Origin of the sequence: Sorangium sp. KYC3313 (assembly GCF_052075895.1) — a bacterium.
Taxonomy (GTDB): Bacteria; Myxococcota_A; Polyangia; order Polyangiales; family Polyangiaceae; genus Sorangium; species Sorangium cellulosum_B.
The window spans coordinates 9,207,254-9,222,783 of record NZ_CP197255.1 but is presented as its reverse complement, the minus strand read 5'-3'; the positions used below and the strand labels follow the sequence as shown (position 1 = coordinate 9,222,783).

The following is a 15,530-nucleotide window of genomic DNA, read 5'->3' as shown; positions in this document are numbered from 1 at the left end:
CGCGCCTCCATCCTTCATGGCCTTCATGGCGACAGCTTGGTCACGAACACGTCCGTGCCCTCGCCTCCCTCGATCCGCTTTTCCCCGAACGTCACCCTCCCGGTGAACGCGCCGGTCACGTAGACCTGCCTGTCGCGGTCGATGGCCACGCCCGTCGCCCGGTCCGCGCCGGCGCCGCCGAAGCGGTGGCTCCACCGATAATCGCCCTTCGGATCGAGCTTGGCCACGAACACGTCGTCGTCCCCCGCGCTCGTCACCGACCCGTCCGCCAGCGTCGTGTCTCCGCGGAACCCCCCCGCGACGACCACGTCCCCCGCGCCGTCGACGAGGAGCTGCCCCAGCGACGCGCCGTCTTCGCCGATCACCCGGCTATAGATGTGCTCGCCCTGCGAATCGAGCTTGGCCACGAACACCGCCTGGTGCTCTCCGGCCGTCCGAGGGCCCCCGCCGAGATCGATCGTCGCGCCGAACTCCCCGCCCACGATCACGTTGCCCGCCCCGTCCACCGCGACCGCCTTGGCCCGCTGCGGCCCCGCGTCGCCGAAGCGCTTGCTCCAGCGGTGCTCGCCGAGCGCGTTGAAGCTCGCCACGAACACATCGAAATCCCCGGCGCTCTCCAGCGGCTCGCCGCCGAGATCGAGCGTGCCGGCGAAATCTCCGATCACGATCGCGTTGCCGCGCTCGTCCATCGCCACGGCGCGGGCCTGCTGATCGAAGCCGTCGCCGAACCGCTCGCTCCAGAGCGGCGCGCCGTTGTCATCGAAGCTCGCCAGGAACACGTCGCTGCCTCCGGCGCTCTCGAGCCGGTCCTTGCCGACGTGCAGCGCGCCCGAGAAGCGGCCGACCACGACGAGGCGCCCCGTCGCCGTCGCCGCCACGCTCGTCGCCGCCTGGAAGCCGATGCCCCCGAGCGGCTGCAGCCACAGCTCCTGCCCCTCCGCGTCGAGCCTCGCGACATAGCCGTCTCGCCCGCCGGCGCTCGTCCGCGGCTCGCCGCCGAACTCCAGCGTGCCGGAGAACTCCCCCGCGACCAGGAGGCCCTCGTTCCCGTCCGGCACGAGAGCGTTCACCGTCTGCGGATCGAACGCGCCGAAGCGCTTCAGCCCGAGCCCCGACCCGTCGCTCGCCGAGAGCCGCGCCCAGAAGACGTTCTCCTCGCCGATCGGGGTCACGCTCTCGTCGTCGAGGGCCACGTCCTCCGCCTTCGTGAGCCTGCCGAGGAGCGCCGCGGTGCGGTCGTCGGCGACGGCCACGCTCGCCCCTGCGCGCTCCCCGTCGCCCCCGAGCGCGCGCGCCCACTGCACCTCGCCGCCCGACAGCGGCGCGCCGCCGCCCTCGCCGCCGGCCCCAGCAGGGGTCGACAGGCTGAGCTCGGGAGCGCAACCGAGCGCCGCAGCGCCGACCATCACGACGCCGAGCGCCGCGCCGGCTGTCGCCGAGTAGAGCCGCTGCACCCTCATCAGAACACCCCCTGCCACATTACGCCCTGCGCCGTGGGCGTCGCGATCGGCACGAGCGACGACGCCTGCTCGCCGCCCGCCCTGGGCCGCAGGAGGATGCCGCCCAGCGCCGCGCCCACGCCCGCGAGGCCGACCGCGCCGAGCGTCACCGACAGCCCCAGGCTGCGGTTCCACCGCGCCCGGAGCGCCTCCATGCTCTCGAAGTCGTGGACGCCCCGATCGCATACGGACCCGGGGCACTCGTCGTCGACCCGAGCCCGCGCGGCCATGTGGTCGGCAGCGAACACCGCGCCCCCCGCGAGCGCCGCGAGCCCCACGCCGCCCGCCGTCCATGCCCACAGCGGCACCGGCGCCCGGGGCTCCGTCGGCGCGTCCGCGGGCGGCAGCTGCCCTCCGCCCACGTTTGCGCCCATGCTCCCACCTGCGGCTGCGCCTGCCGTCGGCTCGGTCGACTGCCCTGGTACGAGGCGGATGCGGACCTCCGCCGGCGCGCGCTCCGCCTGCTTCAGCGTGACCTCGCGCCGCGCCGTCTGGAAGCCAGGCGCCGTCACCACCACCTCGTGGCGACCCGGGTTGAGCTTGCGCGGGTAGGGGAGCGCCGCGCGGGGGATCGGCTGGCCGTCCACGCGCGCGTCGATCTGGTCCAGCGCCGCGCCCTCGACCCGGAGCTGGAGCGACGGGATGCGCGCCTCGAGCTGCTCGACCATCGCCGCGGCGGCCGCCCGCGCCTGCGTGAACACCGGCGGCTCGTCGCTCCCGAGGGGCAGGTGGACGACCTCGTAGGCCGTCTCCCGGGCCTCGATCAGGCGACCGAGCGCCTCGTCGGCACGCGCGAGATCGAGCCCCGTCGTGGGGGCGCGCACGAGCGCGTGGGCCGCCTGGAAATCCGCGTGGGCGCCGGCGACGTCCCCCGCGTCGCGCTTCTTGCGCCCCTCGATGAGGAGCGTCCGCGCGGTCTGCCGATCGGCCGCCGAGGGCTCGGCCCGCGCCGGAAGCGCCCCGGCGACCGAGAGGACAGCCAGGGCTATGCCTGCGGCGCGGGAGGCACGGGGGCGCAACAATTTCATCTCATCACCAAGCCGCCCGGGACAGTCCCGGACTACTCGATCATGATCGCACGCCGCTCGCGCGGGGGTCAACTACGCCAGCGCGCGCGCATCGTGCTCATGGGGCCATGGCGCGCGCATCGCGTAGGGCGTCGATCGTGTTGATCATGTCGATCCACGTCCCTTGCGCTCACCGCTTGTCGGCGTTCGCGACTCGCTCCGTTCACGTGGCCGGGCGACTCTGGTGCAGGGGCACGGCGGCCGGCTGGCCGGCGACCCCCTCCCGCTCCCCCGGCGGCGAGACCGATCCTCCGGCGCTGACAGGCGCCTCGCTCGGCGCGATCGGCGTGAGATCGGCCGTCGCCGGGCCTCGGAGGACGCGGCCCATGGCGTCGAAGCGGGCGCCGTGACAGCGGCAGTCCCAGCTGCGTTCCGCGGAGTTCCACGAAACAAGGCCGCCGAGGTGGGTGCACATGGCCGACATCTCGTGGATCTGCCCCTGCGGATCACGGTAGACGGCGAGCTTCCTCAGGCCCCTGCGCACGACGGCGCCGGCGCCGGGCGCGATCTGCGCCACGTCAGGGACATCGCCCTTGCCGAGCCATGAGGCGTACTGGCACGCGACATTGAGGTTCTCCTTCGCAACCTCGGAGACGGCGGCCAGGCTCAGATTGACGCGGGTGGGATCGAAGAGCGACGCCATCCGGCTCTCGCGGCCCTGCACGAGGTCGGAGATCACGAGGCCCGCGATCGTCCCGTGCGTCATGCCGTTGCCACAGTCGCCCGTGGAGATGAGGATCCTCGATCCCTTCTTGATGCGACCGATGTACGCGAGGCCGTCGACCGTCTCCATCACCTCGCCGGACCAGCGGTGCAGCACCTCGCCGGCCTGCGTGAAGCGCTCTCTCGCCCACGCCTCGAGCCGCGCGTGGCGCTGGTCCGCGTCGCTGGCCTGTCCGGTCTTGTGGTCCTCTCCTCCCACGAGGAGCACCTCGTCCGGGCCGTCCGCGCCGTCGATGTTGGCGAGGCGGACGTAATGGAACGGCTCGGCCGTGTCCCAGTAGAGCCCCGGCGGGACGGCGCCCCGGGGGATGCGCAGGCCGACGACGTAGGTCCGGTAACCGGCTTGCTTCAGGTGGACGGCGATGCGCGGAAGGAAGGGGGAGTTCGTGGCGAGCACGGCCTCGCCGGCGGTCACCCGGTGCCCGCGCGCCGTCTTGACGACCACCCCGTGAGGCACGGCGTCCTCGTCGACGTCGACCACGTGCGCGAGCGTGTAGAGCACGCCGCCGTCGCGCTCGATCGCCCGCGCGAGCCCCGCGAGGTACCTGCGGAGATGGAACTGCGCCTGATCGGGGAAGCGGACCGCGGGCCCCGTATCGAAATCGAGCAGAGGCGCGCGGTCGACGTAATGGGTCGAGCCGAGCCCGGCGCGGTGCGCGGCCTCGATCTCGTCCCGGAGGGTGGCCGGGGGCGACCCCGGGGCGGTGAAGAGATAGCCGTGGACGCGCCGGAAGTCGCAGTCGATCTTCTCTTCCGCGACGATCCGCTCGATCGTCTCGATGGCCGCCGTGTGGCTCCTTGCGGCGACGCGCAGGCGGCTCTTGCTGTGCAGCTTCGCGAGCGAGGCCCAGCGCCGGTCGAGCGCGTGCGTGATGTGCGCGGTGGTGAGCCCTGATTCGCCCCCGCCGATGGCGCCGTTGTCGAGGACGACGACGCGCTTGCCGGCCTTCGCGAGGAGATACGCCGTCGTCAGCCCGGCGATCCCCGCGCCGACGACGCACACGTCCGCCTCGTGGTCCGTCGCGAGGGGGGGCATCGGAGGGATGGCGGCGTGGGTCCAGGCGGTGTTCTTATCGTAGGCTCGCTCCGTCATAGGCGCTCCGCGTCTGGGCGCCGAGCGCTTTGGCCCGGCGCTTCGTCTCGGTGATCGGTCGTGGGGTCCGCCGTCCGGGAGGCGTGATGATCCGCCGCGCCAGACGCCCCGGATGCGGCCTCCATGGCCGCCGCGCCGCCGGCGCGCGCGGGGGGACGCGCGCCGGCGGCGCTCTTCGTTCGCGCGCGAATGCGCGCTCGGGTGAGCTCGTCAGGCCCTTCCCGCGGGTCGGCGGAGAGGTGGTTGTGCCGTGGCGCTCCTGAGCCAAGCCACCCACACCATTCGCGGGACGATGCAGATCGCGTACCGCGCCCCCGCCGCCCGGCGCGGCTTGTATGTTGGACGTGCCGCGGGCTCGCGGTGGGGCATTCTGCCACGATGAGGCAACCCTGCGGCGCGCGTGGCGCGCGTCCGAGGCCATCGTGGGCCGTGTGCAAGAGCACGGTTGGTCAGCGGAGAGTCCCGTCCAGGCGAGGCGCGCCGTCCAGGCGGGACGCGCCGTTCCGGCGGACCCATGGGGTAGCCGATCGTCGCCACGAACTCGCCGCGATAGCTGCTTGATTCGATCCGCGCGCACGCGTACTTGACGTCCACGACACAGCAGATTGAGGACGTTCGACAGCCCACAGCGAGGGGGGGTCGAACTGGCCTTGGCTCCACCGAGCGCCGGCGGCTCGGGCTCTTCGTCGAGACATGGAGGATGGATGAAAGCGCACTTGGTGACGAACGTGGCTCGGATTGCTCTTCTGACGAGCATGGGACTTCCCCTGGGCTGCAACGGCTGCGACTCGGAGCCTGAGGACGGCGTCACCTCGTCGGCGAGCGGCGTCGGAGGCGCCGGAGGCGCCGTCGCCGGGCAGGGCGGGGCCGGAGGTGGCGGCGGGCAAGGCGGTGAAGGGGGTGCCGGGGGACAGGGCGGGGTCGGAGGCGCCGGCGGCAGCGGTGGAGTCGGAGGCGTCGGCGGCAGCGATGGAGTCGGAGGTGCGGGGGGACAAGGTGGCGAAGCGGGCGCCGGTGCATCAGGTGGAGTGGGGGGCGCAGGCGGCGACGGGGGCGCGGGCGGCAGCGGCGGCGGCGAGCCTCCGGCGTTCCTCGGAGATGCCCTGTGGGGGCTCGGCGCCGGCGAGGCGAAGAACGAGCGAATCGAGGCGATCGCGGCGGATCCGCACGACAACGTCGTCCTGGTCGGCGGCTTCGAGACGGCGATCAACTTCGGTGGCGAGGCGGACGCCCTCGCGAGCGACGGTGGTCTCGACCTCTTCGTCGTGAAGCTCGACGCGGCGGGAGGCCACGTCTGGAGCAGGCGATTCGGGGGCAAGTCCGATCAGGTCGCGTTCGCGGTGGCCACGGATTCGAGCGGCGACGTCGTCGTCGCCGGGGAGTTCGAGGGAACCCTCAACTTCGGCGCGGGCGCGAGCACGGAGCTCGTGAGCGCCGGTGGGAAGGACCTCTTCGTCGCCAAGCTCGACGCCGACGGCAACCACCTCTTCAGCAAGCGCTTTGGCGGCGAGCTCGACCAGGGCGCCACGGCCGTGGCCGTCACCGAGGAGGGCGAGATCGTCGTCCTCGGCATGGTCGACGGCAGCATCAATTTCAGCGAGGCGCCCGGGACCGCGCTCGAGGGGAGCGGCGGTCCCAACGTCGTCGTGGCGAAGCTCGACGCCGGCGGCGGCCACCTCTGGAGCCGGCGGTTCGGGTCCGCGGAGAGCTGGCAGCGCTTCCGCAGCATCGCGGTCGGCGGGTCGGCCCTCTACGCGGCCGGCGCCTTCGGTGGAAAGCTCGAGATCGACGGCCACGTCGTGGAGAGCGCCGTCGACGGCTCGCGCGGCGACGAGCCGATCCACGGCATCGATGGGCTCGTCCTGCGGTTCGATCTCGCGTCGGGCAGCCTCGGCTGGGGTCGTTCGCTGGGCGCCGCCGGCGAGCAGTTCGCCAAGTTCATCGGCCTCGGGCTCGACGGCCATCCGGTCGTCCTCGGCAACTACAGCGCTCCGTTCCGCGTCGGGCCCACGGAAATCGAGCGCGCTGCGGCCGGGGATTACGACCTCTACCTGGCCCGGCTCGACGCAGAGACCGGTGAGCCGCTCGCCGCCCGTGGGCTCCCGTCCGCGGGCGACGAGTTCGTCTGGGGCTTCTCGCAGGACCCCTGGGGCAACCACGTGCTGAGCGGTTACTTCACGGAGGCGCTCGAGCTCGGCGGGGCGCCCGTGGAGATCGAGCCGCCCGAGTCGGGCGATGCGTTCGTCGCGAAGCTGAGCCCGGACTTCTCCGAGGAGCTCTGGTCCGACGTTTACCGCGATGGGGTGTTCTGCTTCTCGACGGCCCAGGCTGTCACCGGCAGCGGGAACACCGTTGCCGCCGGCCTCTTCCACGGCGAGCGGCTCGATCTCGGCGGCGGCCTCCCCGCCATCGAGCACAGCGCGCCTGTGGGCGATCGCAGCAACGGCGACGTCTTCCTCGTCACCCTGTCGCCGTGACGGACGATGGGGCGCGCAGGCATCCCCGCGCGCCCGATCACCGGCGGCGATCTGCCGCAGCGCTGCTCAGTTCGTCTCGTGGCGCGTCTCGACGGCGTCGGCGTGCCGTGCGGCGCTGCTGCCCTGCTCGCCCTCGCGCTCGCTCTCCCCCGGCGCGCCGCTCTGTCCGTCGCCGCGCGACTCGCCGCCCTTGCGGCCGATCTGCGCCATGTGTCCGCGGTTCTGGCTCACGGCCGCGCCGCCCTTGCGGCCGATCGCGGCCATGTGCTCTCGATTCTGGCTCACGCTCGCGCCGCCCTTGCGGCCGGCCGCGCGCGCCTCCTCGGAGCTGAACTCGTGGGCCGTGCCCTTCTCGTGCGCAGCCTTGCCGCCCATGCTCGCGATCGCGCGTTGCTGCTTCTGGTCCATCGCGGCGAACCCACGACTGCTGCTCTGACCGTGTTGCTGTGCCATGCGTCGTCTCCTTGGTGTCTGGGCGCATCGCTCCAGCGCCCTCGCGGGGCGACCCAGGCGTGGTGCCCTGTCGGATCGTCGCTGAACGATGCCGGCTCCTCCGGGGGACTGCAACGTGAGTGCCATGAAGAGGGATCCATGGCCACGCGACGTCACCGGCGCGGATCCAACGGGGCTTCCGTGGGATTCTCGTGAGCGCTCGGGAGCGTTCAGGGTGCGCTCCAGCAGGGTGAGGTGACCGCGATCCTCCACGCGCGCCCGGGAAAGACGCGGTTCCTGCGCCGACGTGCGCAGCGCCCGTCGCGTCGCGTTGCGTCCAGCGCCGCTCAGCCCGGCCGAGACCGGCGTTCCAGCGGACGCCCCGCCGCGCGGCAGACTGCCCCACCGGTCGTGAGCGCGCGGGCCATCGCGCCTCGTCCGCGCCGCGCGGTCGAGATCCACGGCGCCCTCTCGTCTGGACGCCTCCAGCGGTCGCGACGTCGCCGACGTCACGGCCGCCGGGCCGCCGCGACGATCGAGCTCCGGTGCCCAGCGCGCTTGACTGCGCGCGTTCTCGCTCGCCATCGCCGATCCCCACCGGCGTTGTGGGCGCAGCCGTCCCGCAGATTCAGGGGCGCAGCCGTCGCGCAGATTCTGCGCGTCCGGGAGCCCGGCAGCCCAACCTGGGAGCCCGGCGGCAGCCCAACCTGGCGGCAGCCCAACCTGGGAGCCCGGAAGCCCAACCTGGGACGCGCCAGCGTCGCCAGCGTCGCAACCTGGGACGCGCCAGCGTCGCAACCTGGGACGCGCCAGCGTCGCAACCTGGGACGCGCCAGCGTCGCAACCTGGGACGCGCCAGCGTCGTGGTGACGCGTAGACCCTGCGCCGCTGCGTCGCCGCGTTCGCACGCGAGCGGTCCGCCGAGGCGGCGGTTGGGCTGTCGCACGAGCGCCATGCCAGGGGCATCGAGGCCCCTACCGCTGTCAGGCGGCGCGAAGCGGCCCGTCAAAAACTCGACATCCGTGTGGCCCCCGAGTTGCTCCGCCTGTTGCCTCCCGGTCGCTGGAGCGTCACCGATGTCACGGTGACGCCACGCGCGAACACGTGATACAGAGCGGCCCGGCGTCATCCGCCCATGCGCACCATGCCATCCCTGGAACGTCCCCGAATGCAAGAGAGGCTCACAACGGACTGCGATGAGGTCGCCGGCTCCGGCGGGCTGGTCGACGTCGAGCGCGAAGGCGCGCTGTTGAAGGACGCTCTGCGCGGCCTGGTCGGCGTGTTCGCTCTCCACGACGCGATCCTCATCGGTTATCTCGCCTTGACGACGATCTTCCTGCTTGGCGCGCCGCCGACGGAGCTGCGAGCGCAGTGCATGAACCGCAATCTGGCGGGCATCGCCGCCCTGGTGTCCGTCTGCGTGCTCGTGCGCCGCGCCACGATGCTCGCGCCCTTGCTCCGGAGCGTCCTTTACCGACTCTCGCTCGTCGGCGCCTTCCTCCTCAACTACCTGTCGCTCCGGACCCTCCTGCCGACGGTCCGGAGCGACAGCGTCGACGCAGAGCTCCTCCGCCTCGACCTCGTCCTCTTCCACGTCGAGCCAGCGCTCTGGATGGAGCGCTTCAACACGCGCCCGATCGTGGAGTGGTTCTCCTTCTTCTACTTCAGCTACTTCTTGATCTGTTTCCTCTCGATGGTGCTGGCGGTCTGGGTCGCCCGCCCCGGCCGGGGGACGACGGAGTACGCGGTCGGCTCCTGCATCGTCTACTGTGTTGGCCAGCTCGGCTACATGGCGGTCCCTGCGTACGGCCCCATCCAGGCGCTGAGCCACCTCTATCAGGGGCCGCTGGACGGCGGCTTCTTCTGGGGCTGCGTGAGCAGCGTCGTGCAGGCCGGCGGCGCGATGAAGGACGTCTTTCCCTCCCTGCACACGGCCGCGCCGCTCTGGTTCGCCCTGTACACGTTCCACCGCGCCCGCACCGACCGGCGCCTCTTCTGGCTCGCCGTGGTGGCCGCGTTCTTCTCGATGAACATCATCGTCTCCACCATGCTCCTCCGCTGGCACTACGCGGTCGACGTCGTCGCCGGCGCCGTCCTGGCCGTGGGCACGGCGTGGCTCACGCCGCGGCTCGTCCGCTGGGAGGAGGGCCTCCGCGCCCGCATGGGGCAGCCGCAGCCGTGGAGCTTCCGGTAAGCACGCCTCTCCGGCACTGGCGCGCTCCAGTCCCCGCGCCTTCGCGTCAGGGGGAAGCTGGCCTCAAGGAGCCGGCCTCGGCCCGAGCTCGGTGAGCACGAGTGCCCGCGGCCTGCTCGATCTGGCGGCCGCTCAGGCGAGCGGTGCCTCCCACGCTTTCAGCGGCGCACCCCGCGGGAGCTCGTCGGCGCGGTCAGCCGCCGGCTGGAGCCGAGGTGCCTCGTGGACGCGGGCCGGCGGCGCCTCCATCGCCGCAGGCGCCTCGGCGGCGCTCTCCGGTAGGAATCCATCCGACTGCTTGCTCCAGAGCCGCTTGTAGGCCCCGTTTCGCGCGAGCAGCTCGGCGTGCGTGCCGTCCTCGATGATCCGGCCGTTCTCGAACACCAGGATGCGGTCGAGGTGGACCACGGTCGAGAGGCGATGGGCGACGACGAGCACCGTCTTCCCCTTCATGACGTCGTCCATCGTGTCCTGGATGGCCTGCTCGGTGATCGAGTCGAGGCTCGAGGTCGCCTCGTCGAGGAGGAGGATCGGCGCGTCCTTCAGGATGACCCGCGCGATGGCGATGCGCTGCCGCTGGCCGCCCGAGAGCTTGACGCCGCGCTCGCCGACCATGGAGTGATACTGGTCCTTCATCTGCACGATGAACTCGTGCGCGTGCGCCTTGCGCGCGGCCTCGACCACCTCTGCGTCGGTCGCGTTCAGCCGGCCATAGCGGATGTTCTCGAGGAGCGTCCGGTGGAAGAGGCTCGGGTCCTGCGGGATCAGGCTGAGCTGCGCGTGCAGCGCGTCCTGCGTCATGTCTCGGATGTCCACGCCGTCGATCAAGATGTGACCGGAGTCGATGTCGTAGAGACGCAGGATGAGGCTGACGAAGGTGGATTTGCCGGAGCCGGAGAAGCCGACGAGCCCGACGCGCTGGCCGCGCGGGATCGTCACGTCGAGGCCCTCGAAGATCGGCTGACCGGGCGTGTACCCGAAGGTCACGCTCCGGAGCTCGATCCGGCCGCGCTCGAGCGTCGGGGCGACGGCCTCGGGGCGGTCGACGAGCTCGTGGGAGCGGACGATGGTGTTCACCCCGTTCGCGACGTTGCCGACGAACTCGAAGAACTCGAGGAAGCGGCGGCTGAGGTTGCGCGCCTCGTTGATGATGAGGAGCGACAGGCTCGTCGCCATGACGAACTCGGCGACGCCGATGTCGCCGCGCTCCCAGAGCCTGAGCGATTGATAGAGCGTCCCCACCTTGAGCAGCGCGGCGGACGCGAACTGGAACCAGCGCACGCGCTCGGAGTACCAGTTCGATCTGCGCACCGCGCGGAGCTCGTGCTTGAGCTGCTCGTCCAGGTACGCGCGCTCGAAGCCGAACCGGGCGAAGAGCCGCGCGCTCGTGAGGTTCGTGACGGAGTCGACGAGCTTGCCTGTGGTCTCGCTCCGCGCGGACGCGGCGCGCACCGCGTGGGGCTGACACCGGGTCGCGAGCCAGTAGGAGATGCCGACGAACAGCACCGCCCAGGCCGAGACGACCGCGGCGAGCGCCGGGTGAGCGCGGTAGAGCAGCCCGATCGAGACCGAGAAGACGATGGCGATGGGCCAGAAGTCGAAGAGGATGGCCCACAGGGTCTGCGAGACCCCCATCGACGTCTCGCTGATCCGGTGGGCGAGCGCCCCGGCGAAATTGTTGCTGAAGTAACGATGGGAGTGGTGCTGGAGATACGCGTACAGATTGCGGGTCACGTTCTGTCGCTGCCACGGCCCGACGAGGATCTGGCAGAGGCCGGCGATCCGGCTGAACAGGAACTCGCCGGCGATGAGCGCGACGAACAGCGCCAGCGCGTCGCGCAGCCGTCCGCTCAGCGCGGCGCGGCCAGCGCCCGACGCCTGCGTCACCCCCTGGATGACCTGCCCGATGGCGTACGGGATCATGATCCCGCACGATGCGTGGGCGGACTCGAACACGAACATCGCCAGATACCAGGCGCGGTAACGACCGACGAAGTGAACGATGAACCGGAAGGGCGTGTCCGGGAGCGCCGGAGCGCCGGGGGCGCGCTGCAGAGAGGTCTTGAGTTCCACCGAGATGTCCTGGGCGCCCTGCGCGCCCGCATGAGATGACGGTCATTGCGCGCACCGCCCTCCAATGCCAGGTGCACTAACCGGGCCAGCTCTGCCTTGACCGTGACCGTGGAGTCGCGGTGGGAGGGGGCTGCTGCCTCAGCAGCAGCCGGTGGTGATCGGCTGCTGCGGCGCGCGCAGGGGTGGTCGTGGGCTCGAACGATCCGGAGCCACGCGCGGGCCGCCGTGGAAGTTCAAGGGTGGTTGTCGCTCGGCCCTTGCGTGGTCGGCGATCTCCACTAAGCGCTTCAGGATGAGCTGTTCTCTGCCTCGAGCAGCCGCAAGCGTGATGCGAGAAGGGATGAAACAGCCGTCGAGCGAGGAACGCGCAGAAGGGGGCGACTTCATCGAATGCCTGGAAGACCTCGCGATCGTGCGACCTGTGGATGACTCCGAAGATCATCTCCTCTGGGACACCGAGCTCCTGAAGCAGGAGCTCGCCCGCGCGAGCCCTGGCCGCGAGTCGGGGCTGATGCGGCTCCTCGCGGCGCGGGTCGCGATGAACAGCTCTTTCCAGTTCTTCGGCCTGCTCGACGCCCACGGTACGAGCTGGGAGTCGAACCACACCTCGACCCGCGGCGCCGGCGTGGAGCGGAGGGAGGTGCACGGCGTGCCCTTCTGGGAGTGCCGCTGGTGGCAGGGCTCGCCGGAGATCCAGGAGCGCCTGAAGGACGCTGTGCGGCGCGCGGCGCGGGGCGAGTTTGTCAGGTACGACGTGGAGGTCCTCGGGGGCAACGAAGGTGAGGAGCGCATCACCGTCGATTTCAACCTGAACCCCGTGAAGGATCGGCAGGGAAAGGTCGTCTTCATGGTCGCCGAGGGGCGGGACGTCACCGAGCAGCGGCGGCTAGAGCGCGAGGTCGCGCAGCACCGGGACGAGCTCGCGACGCTCGACCGCCTCAAGACGGAGTTCGTGGCCAACGTGAGCCACGAGTTCCGCACCCCGCTCACCCTCATCCTCGGGCGCGTCGAGGACGCGCTGTCGAGCCCGGCGAGGTCGCTCGAGGGCGACGGCCTCGCCGCGGCCCACCGGAGCACGCTCCGGCTCCTCCGGCTCGTGAACACGCTGCTCGATTTCTCCCGCATCGAGGCGGGGCGCCTCCAGACGTCGTTCGCGCCCACCGATCTCGCGCGGCTCACGGCGGAGCTCGCGAGCTCCTTCCGCTCGCTGATCGAGGGCGCGGGCCTGTCGCTCGTCGTGGACTGCCCGCCGCTGCCCGAGCCCGTCTACGTCGACGCGGCGCAATGGGAGAAGGTCGTCATGAACCTCCTCTCGAACGCCTTCAAGTTCACGTTCGAGGGGGAGATCGCGGTCTCGCTGCGCGCTCACCCGGACCACGTCGAGCTGACCGTGCGCGACACAGGCACCGGGATCCCCTCGGAGGAGCTCCCGCGCGTCTTCGATCGGTTCCACCGGGTGCAGGGCGCGCGCAGCCGGAGCATCGAGGGCACCGGGATCGGCCTCTCCCTCGTCCAGGAGCTCGTCAAGGCGCACGGGGGCTCGCTGCGCGCCTCGAGCGCGGTGGGGCAGGGGAGCGCGTTCACCGTGGCGATCCCGAGGGGCCGCGCGCACCTTTCGCGGGAGCGCGTGGTCGCCGCCGGGGAGCCGGCGCCCTCGGCGGCGAGCGCGAGCCTCCACGTGCTCGAGGCGTCCCAGTGGTCTTCACCCCAGTCACCCGGGCGCGAAGGAGCGGCGCCAGCGGGCCCGGAGCCGCGCGCCGACGCCGCGCCCGTGCAGGTCGCCCCGGGCGGCGGAGAGGGCCGGATCCTCGTCGCCGACGACAACGCGGACATGCGCGAGTACCTCGTCCACCTGCTCACGCCGAGGTGGAGCGTGGAGGCGGCCTCGGACGGGCGGGCGGCCCTCGAGGCCGCGCTCGCGCGCCCGCCCGACCTCGTGGTGAGCGACGTGATGATGCCCGAGCTCGACGGCGTCGCGCTCCTCCGGGAGCTCCGCGCGGATCCGAGGACGAGCAGTGTCCCTGTGATTCTCGTGTCCGCTCGGGCGGGGGAGGACGCCGTCGTCGAGGGTCTCGACACGGGGGCGGACGACTACCTGGTGAAGCCGTTCTCGCCGCGCGAGCTCCTCGCCCGCGTCCGGACGCAGATCGAGATGGTGCGGATGCGGCGGCGCGCGGTCGAGGCCGCGGAGCGGGAGCGCGCGCAGGAGCTGCCCCGCTTCCTGGACGCGGCGAGCGTGGTGCTGGCCGAGTCTCTCGACTATTCCACGACGCTCGCGCGGGTGGCGCAGCTCGCGGTGCCCGTCCTCGCCGACTTCTGCGTCGTCGACGCGCTCGACGAGGAGGAGGGCACCTTCCGGCGGGTGGGCGTGGCGCACTCGGACCCTTCGCTCGCGGCCGTGGCCGAGGAGGCGAAGCGCTTCGCGCCCAGGCTCGACGGCAACCCGGAGCACCCGCCGACCAAGGTGCTCCTCGAGCAGAGGTCGGTGCTCGTCGAGCACTTCACGGACGAGCAAAAGCGCGCCATCGCGCAGAACGACGAGCACCTCCGGGTGATCCGGGCCATCGGGGGGCACTCGTTCATGTGCGTCCCGCTGGCGCGGCGGGGGCGGCTCTTCGGGACGCTGACCTTCATCGTCGTGCGATCCGAGCGCCGGTACAGCCGGGCGGACCTCGCGGCAGCGGAGGAGCTCGGGCGCCGCTGCGCGCTCGCGGTGGACAACGCGCGCCTGTACAGGGACGCGCAGAGCGCCATCGCGCTGCGGGACGAGTTCCTCTCGATCGCCTCCCACGAGCTGAAGACGCCGCTCACCCCGCTCGCGCTGCAGATCCAGACCCTGATGCGCCGCGCGCCCGAGCTGTGCCCTGACAGAGAGCGCCTCCCGTGGCTCATGGACCGGCTCGGGCTCGTTCGCCGGCAGAGCGAGCGGCTGAGGCGGCTCGTCGAGAACCTCCTCGACATCTCCCGCATCTCCGCGGGGCGCCTCGCCCTGGAGCTCGAGCAAGTCCGGCTGTCGGACATCGTCCGGCTGGTGGTGTCTCGCTTCCAGGAGGGCGGCGAGATCGCGGAGGCGGGCTCGCCGGTCACCGTGAGCGCGGCGGACGACGCCGCAGGGAGCTGGGATCGGGTGCGGCTCGAGCAGGTCGTCGAAAACCTCGTCTCGAACGCGCTCAAGTATGGTCAGGGAAACCCGATAGAGATCACCGTCGCCTCGATGGGCTCGATGGCCACGCTGACGATCGCGGACCACGGCATCGGGATCGCGCAGGAGCACATCGGCCGGATCTTCGGGCGGTTCGAGCGCGCCGTGTCGGCGCGGCACTATGGCGGTCTGGGCATGGGGCTCTACATCACGATGCAGGTGGTCGAAGCGCTGGATGGTTCGATCGAGGTGAGCTCTGTCCTGGGAGAGGGCTCGACCTTCAAGGTGACCCTGCCGCTCGCCGGCCCTCGGGCCTCGGGCCGGCAGGGGCTGCCGGGATTCGAGGGCGCCTGAGGCGCCCGGCGCGAGGGGGCCCCGCGGGCCGGCCCGAGGTCGTGGCGCCCTGGTCGCTGTCACCCGGCGAAGGGAGCGAGTGCGCATGACGACGAGCCGTCCCAGGAAGCGCATCCTGATCGTCGATGACGACGCCGCGATCCGCCGGACGTTGAGCGAGCTCCTGGAAGAGGAGGGGTATGCGGTCGCCTGCGCCGCGAACGGGCGCGAGGCCCTCGCATGCCTGCGGGACGACCCCTCGTCCATCGCGCTCGTCCTGCTCGACCTGATGATGCCGGTCATGGATGGGTTCCAGTTTCGCGCCGAGCAGAAGCGCGACCCGACGCTCGCCGCCACGCCCACCGTGGTGATGACCGCGCGCGGCGCGACGGAGCGCGCCGGCATCGACGCGGACGCGATCCTCAGCAAGCCGTTCGACGTGCTGAAGCTGATGGACACCATCGAGCGGAGCTGCCGGCGGAGGTGAGGCGCGGCGC

9 protein-coding genes are annotated in these 15,530 nt (G+C 71.7%); 4 read left to right on the top strand and 5 right to left on the bottom strand.

The genetic code is table 11. From position 1 onward, the window contains the following. Positions 1 to 23 precede the first annotated feature (23 nt). The 3 genes from ACSRUE_RS34900 to ACSRUE_RS34890 form a co-directional block, all read right to left on the bottom strand. Positions 24 to 1,460, bottom strand: coding sequence for an SBBP repeat-containing protein (locus ACSRUE_RS34900; RefSeq protein ID WP_441287370.1), 1,437 nt, complete (start codon positions 1,458 to 1,460; stop codon positions 24 to 26). After that, a complete protein-coding gene (locus tag ACSRUE_RS34895; protein WP_441287369.1) occupies positions 1,460 to 2,527 on the bottom strand; it encodes a hypothetical protein in 1,068 nt (355 codons plus the stop codon). Before ACSRUE_RS34895 ends, ACSRUE_RS34900 begins: the two co-directional genes overlap by 1 nt. A 202-nt stretch (positions 2,528 to 2,729) precedes the next feature. After that, on the bottom strand, positions 2,730 to 4,382 hold the full coding sequence (locus ACSRUE_RS34890; protein WP_441287368.1) for an FAD-dependent oxidoreductase: 1,653 nt from the start codon (positions 4,380 to 4,382) through the stop codon (positions 2,730 to 2,732). A gap of 755 nt (positions 4,383 to 5,137) precedes the next feature. On the opposite strand from ACSRUE_RS34890, the gene ACSRUE_RS34885 reads away from it, so the two are divergent. Further along, positions 5,138 to 6,859, top strand: a complete 1,722-nt coding sequence (locus ACSRUE_RS34885; RefSeq protein ID WP_441287367.1) for a PE-PGRS family protein — start codon at positions 5,138 to 5,140, stop codon at positions 6,857 to 6,859. Positions 6,860 to 6,925: 66 nt separating this feature from the next. Here the strand turns inward: ACSRUE_RS34885 and ACSRUE_RS34880 are convergent, their stop codons facing one another. Beyond that, a complete protein-coding gene (locus ACSRUE_RS34880; protein WP_441287366.1) occupies positions 6,926 to 7,312 on the bottom strand; it encodes a KGG domain-containing protein in 387 nt (128 codons plus the stop codon). Between the two features lie 1,147 nt (positions 7,313 to 8,459). On the opposite strand from ACSRUE_RS34880, the gene ACSRUE_RS34875 reads away from it, so the two are divergent. Further along, positions 8,460 to 9,485 (top strand): phosphatase PAP2 family protein, encoded by a 1,026-nt coding sequence (locus tag ACSRUE_RS34875; RefSeq protein WP_437768526.1) that lies wholly within the window; start codon positions 8,460 to 8,462, stop codon positions 9,483 to 9,485. Positions 9,486 to 9,617: 132 nt separating this feature from the next. Here ACSRUE_RS34875 and ACSRUE_RS34870 read toward each other — a convergent pair whose 3' ends face one another. After that, positions 9,618 to 11,558 carry an ABC transporter ATP-binding protein gene (locus tag ACSRUE_RS34870; protein ID WP_441287365.1) on the bottom strand — a complete coding sequence of 647 codons (1,941 nt, stop codon included), beginning with the start codon at positions 11,556 to 11,558 and terminating at the stop codon, positions 9,618 to 9,620. Between the two features lie 340 nt (positions 11,559 to 11,898). On the opposite strand from ACSRUE_RS34870, the gene ACSRUE_RS34865 reads away from it, so the two are divergent. Beyond that, a complete protein-coding gene (locus ACSRUE_RS34865; RefSeq protein ID WP_441287364.1) occupies positions 11,899 to 15,054 on the top strand; it encodes an ATP-binding protein in 3,156 nt (1,051 codons plus the stop codon). Positions 15,055 to 15,139: 85 nt separating this feature from the next. Continuing rightward, entirely contained in the window at positions 15,140 to 15,520 is a 381-nt protein-coding gene (locus ACSRUE_RS34860; RefSeq protein ID WP_441287363.1) for a response regulator, read from the top strand. Positions 15,521 to 15,530: the final 10 nt, after the last annotated feature.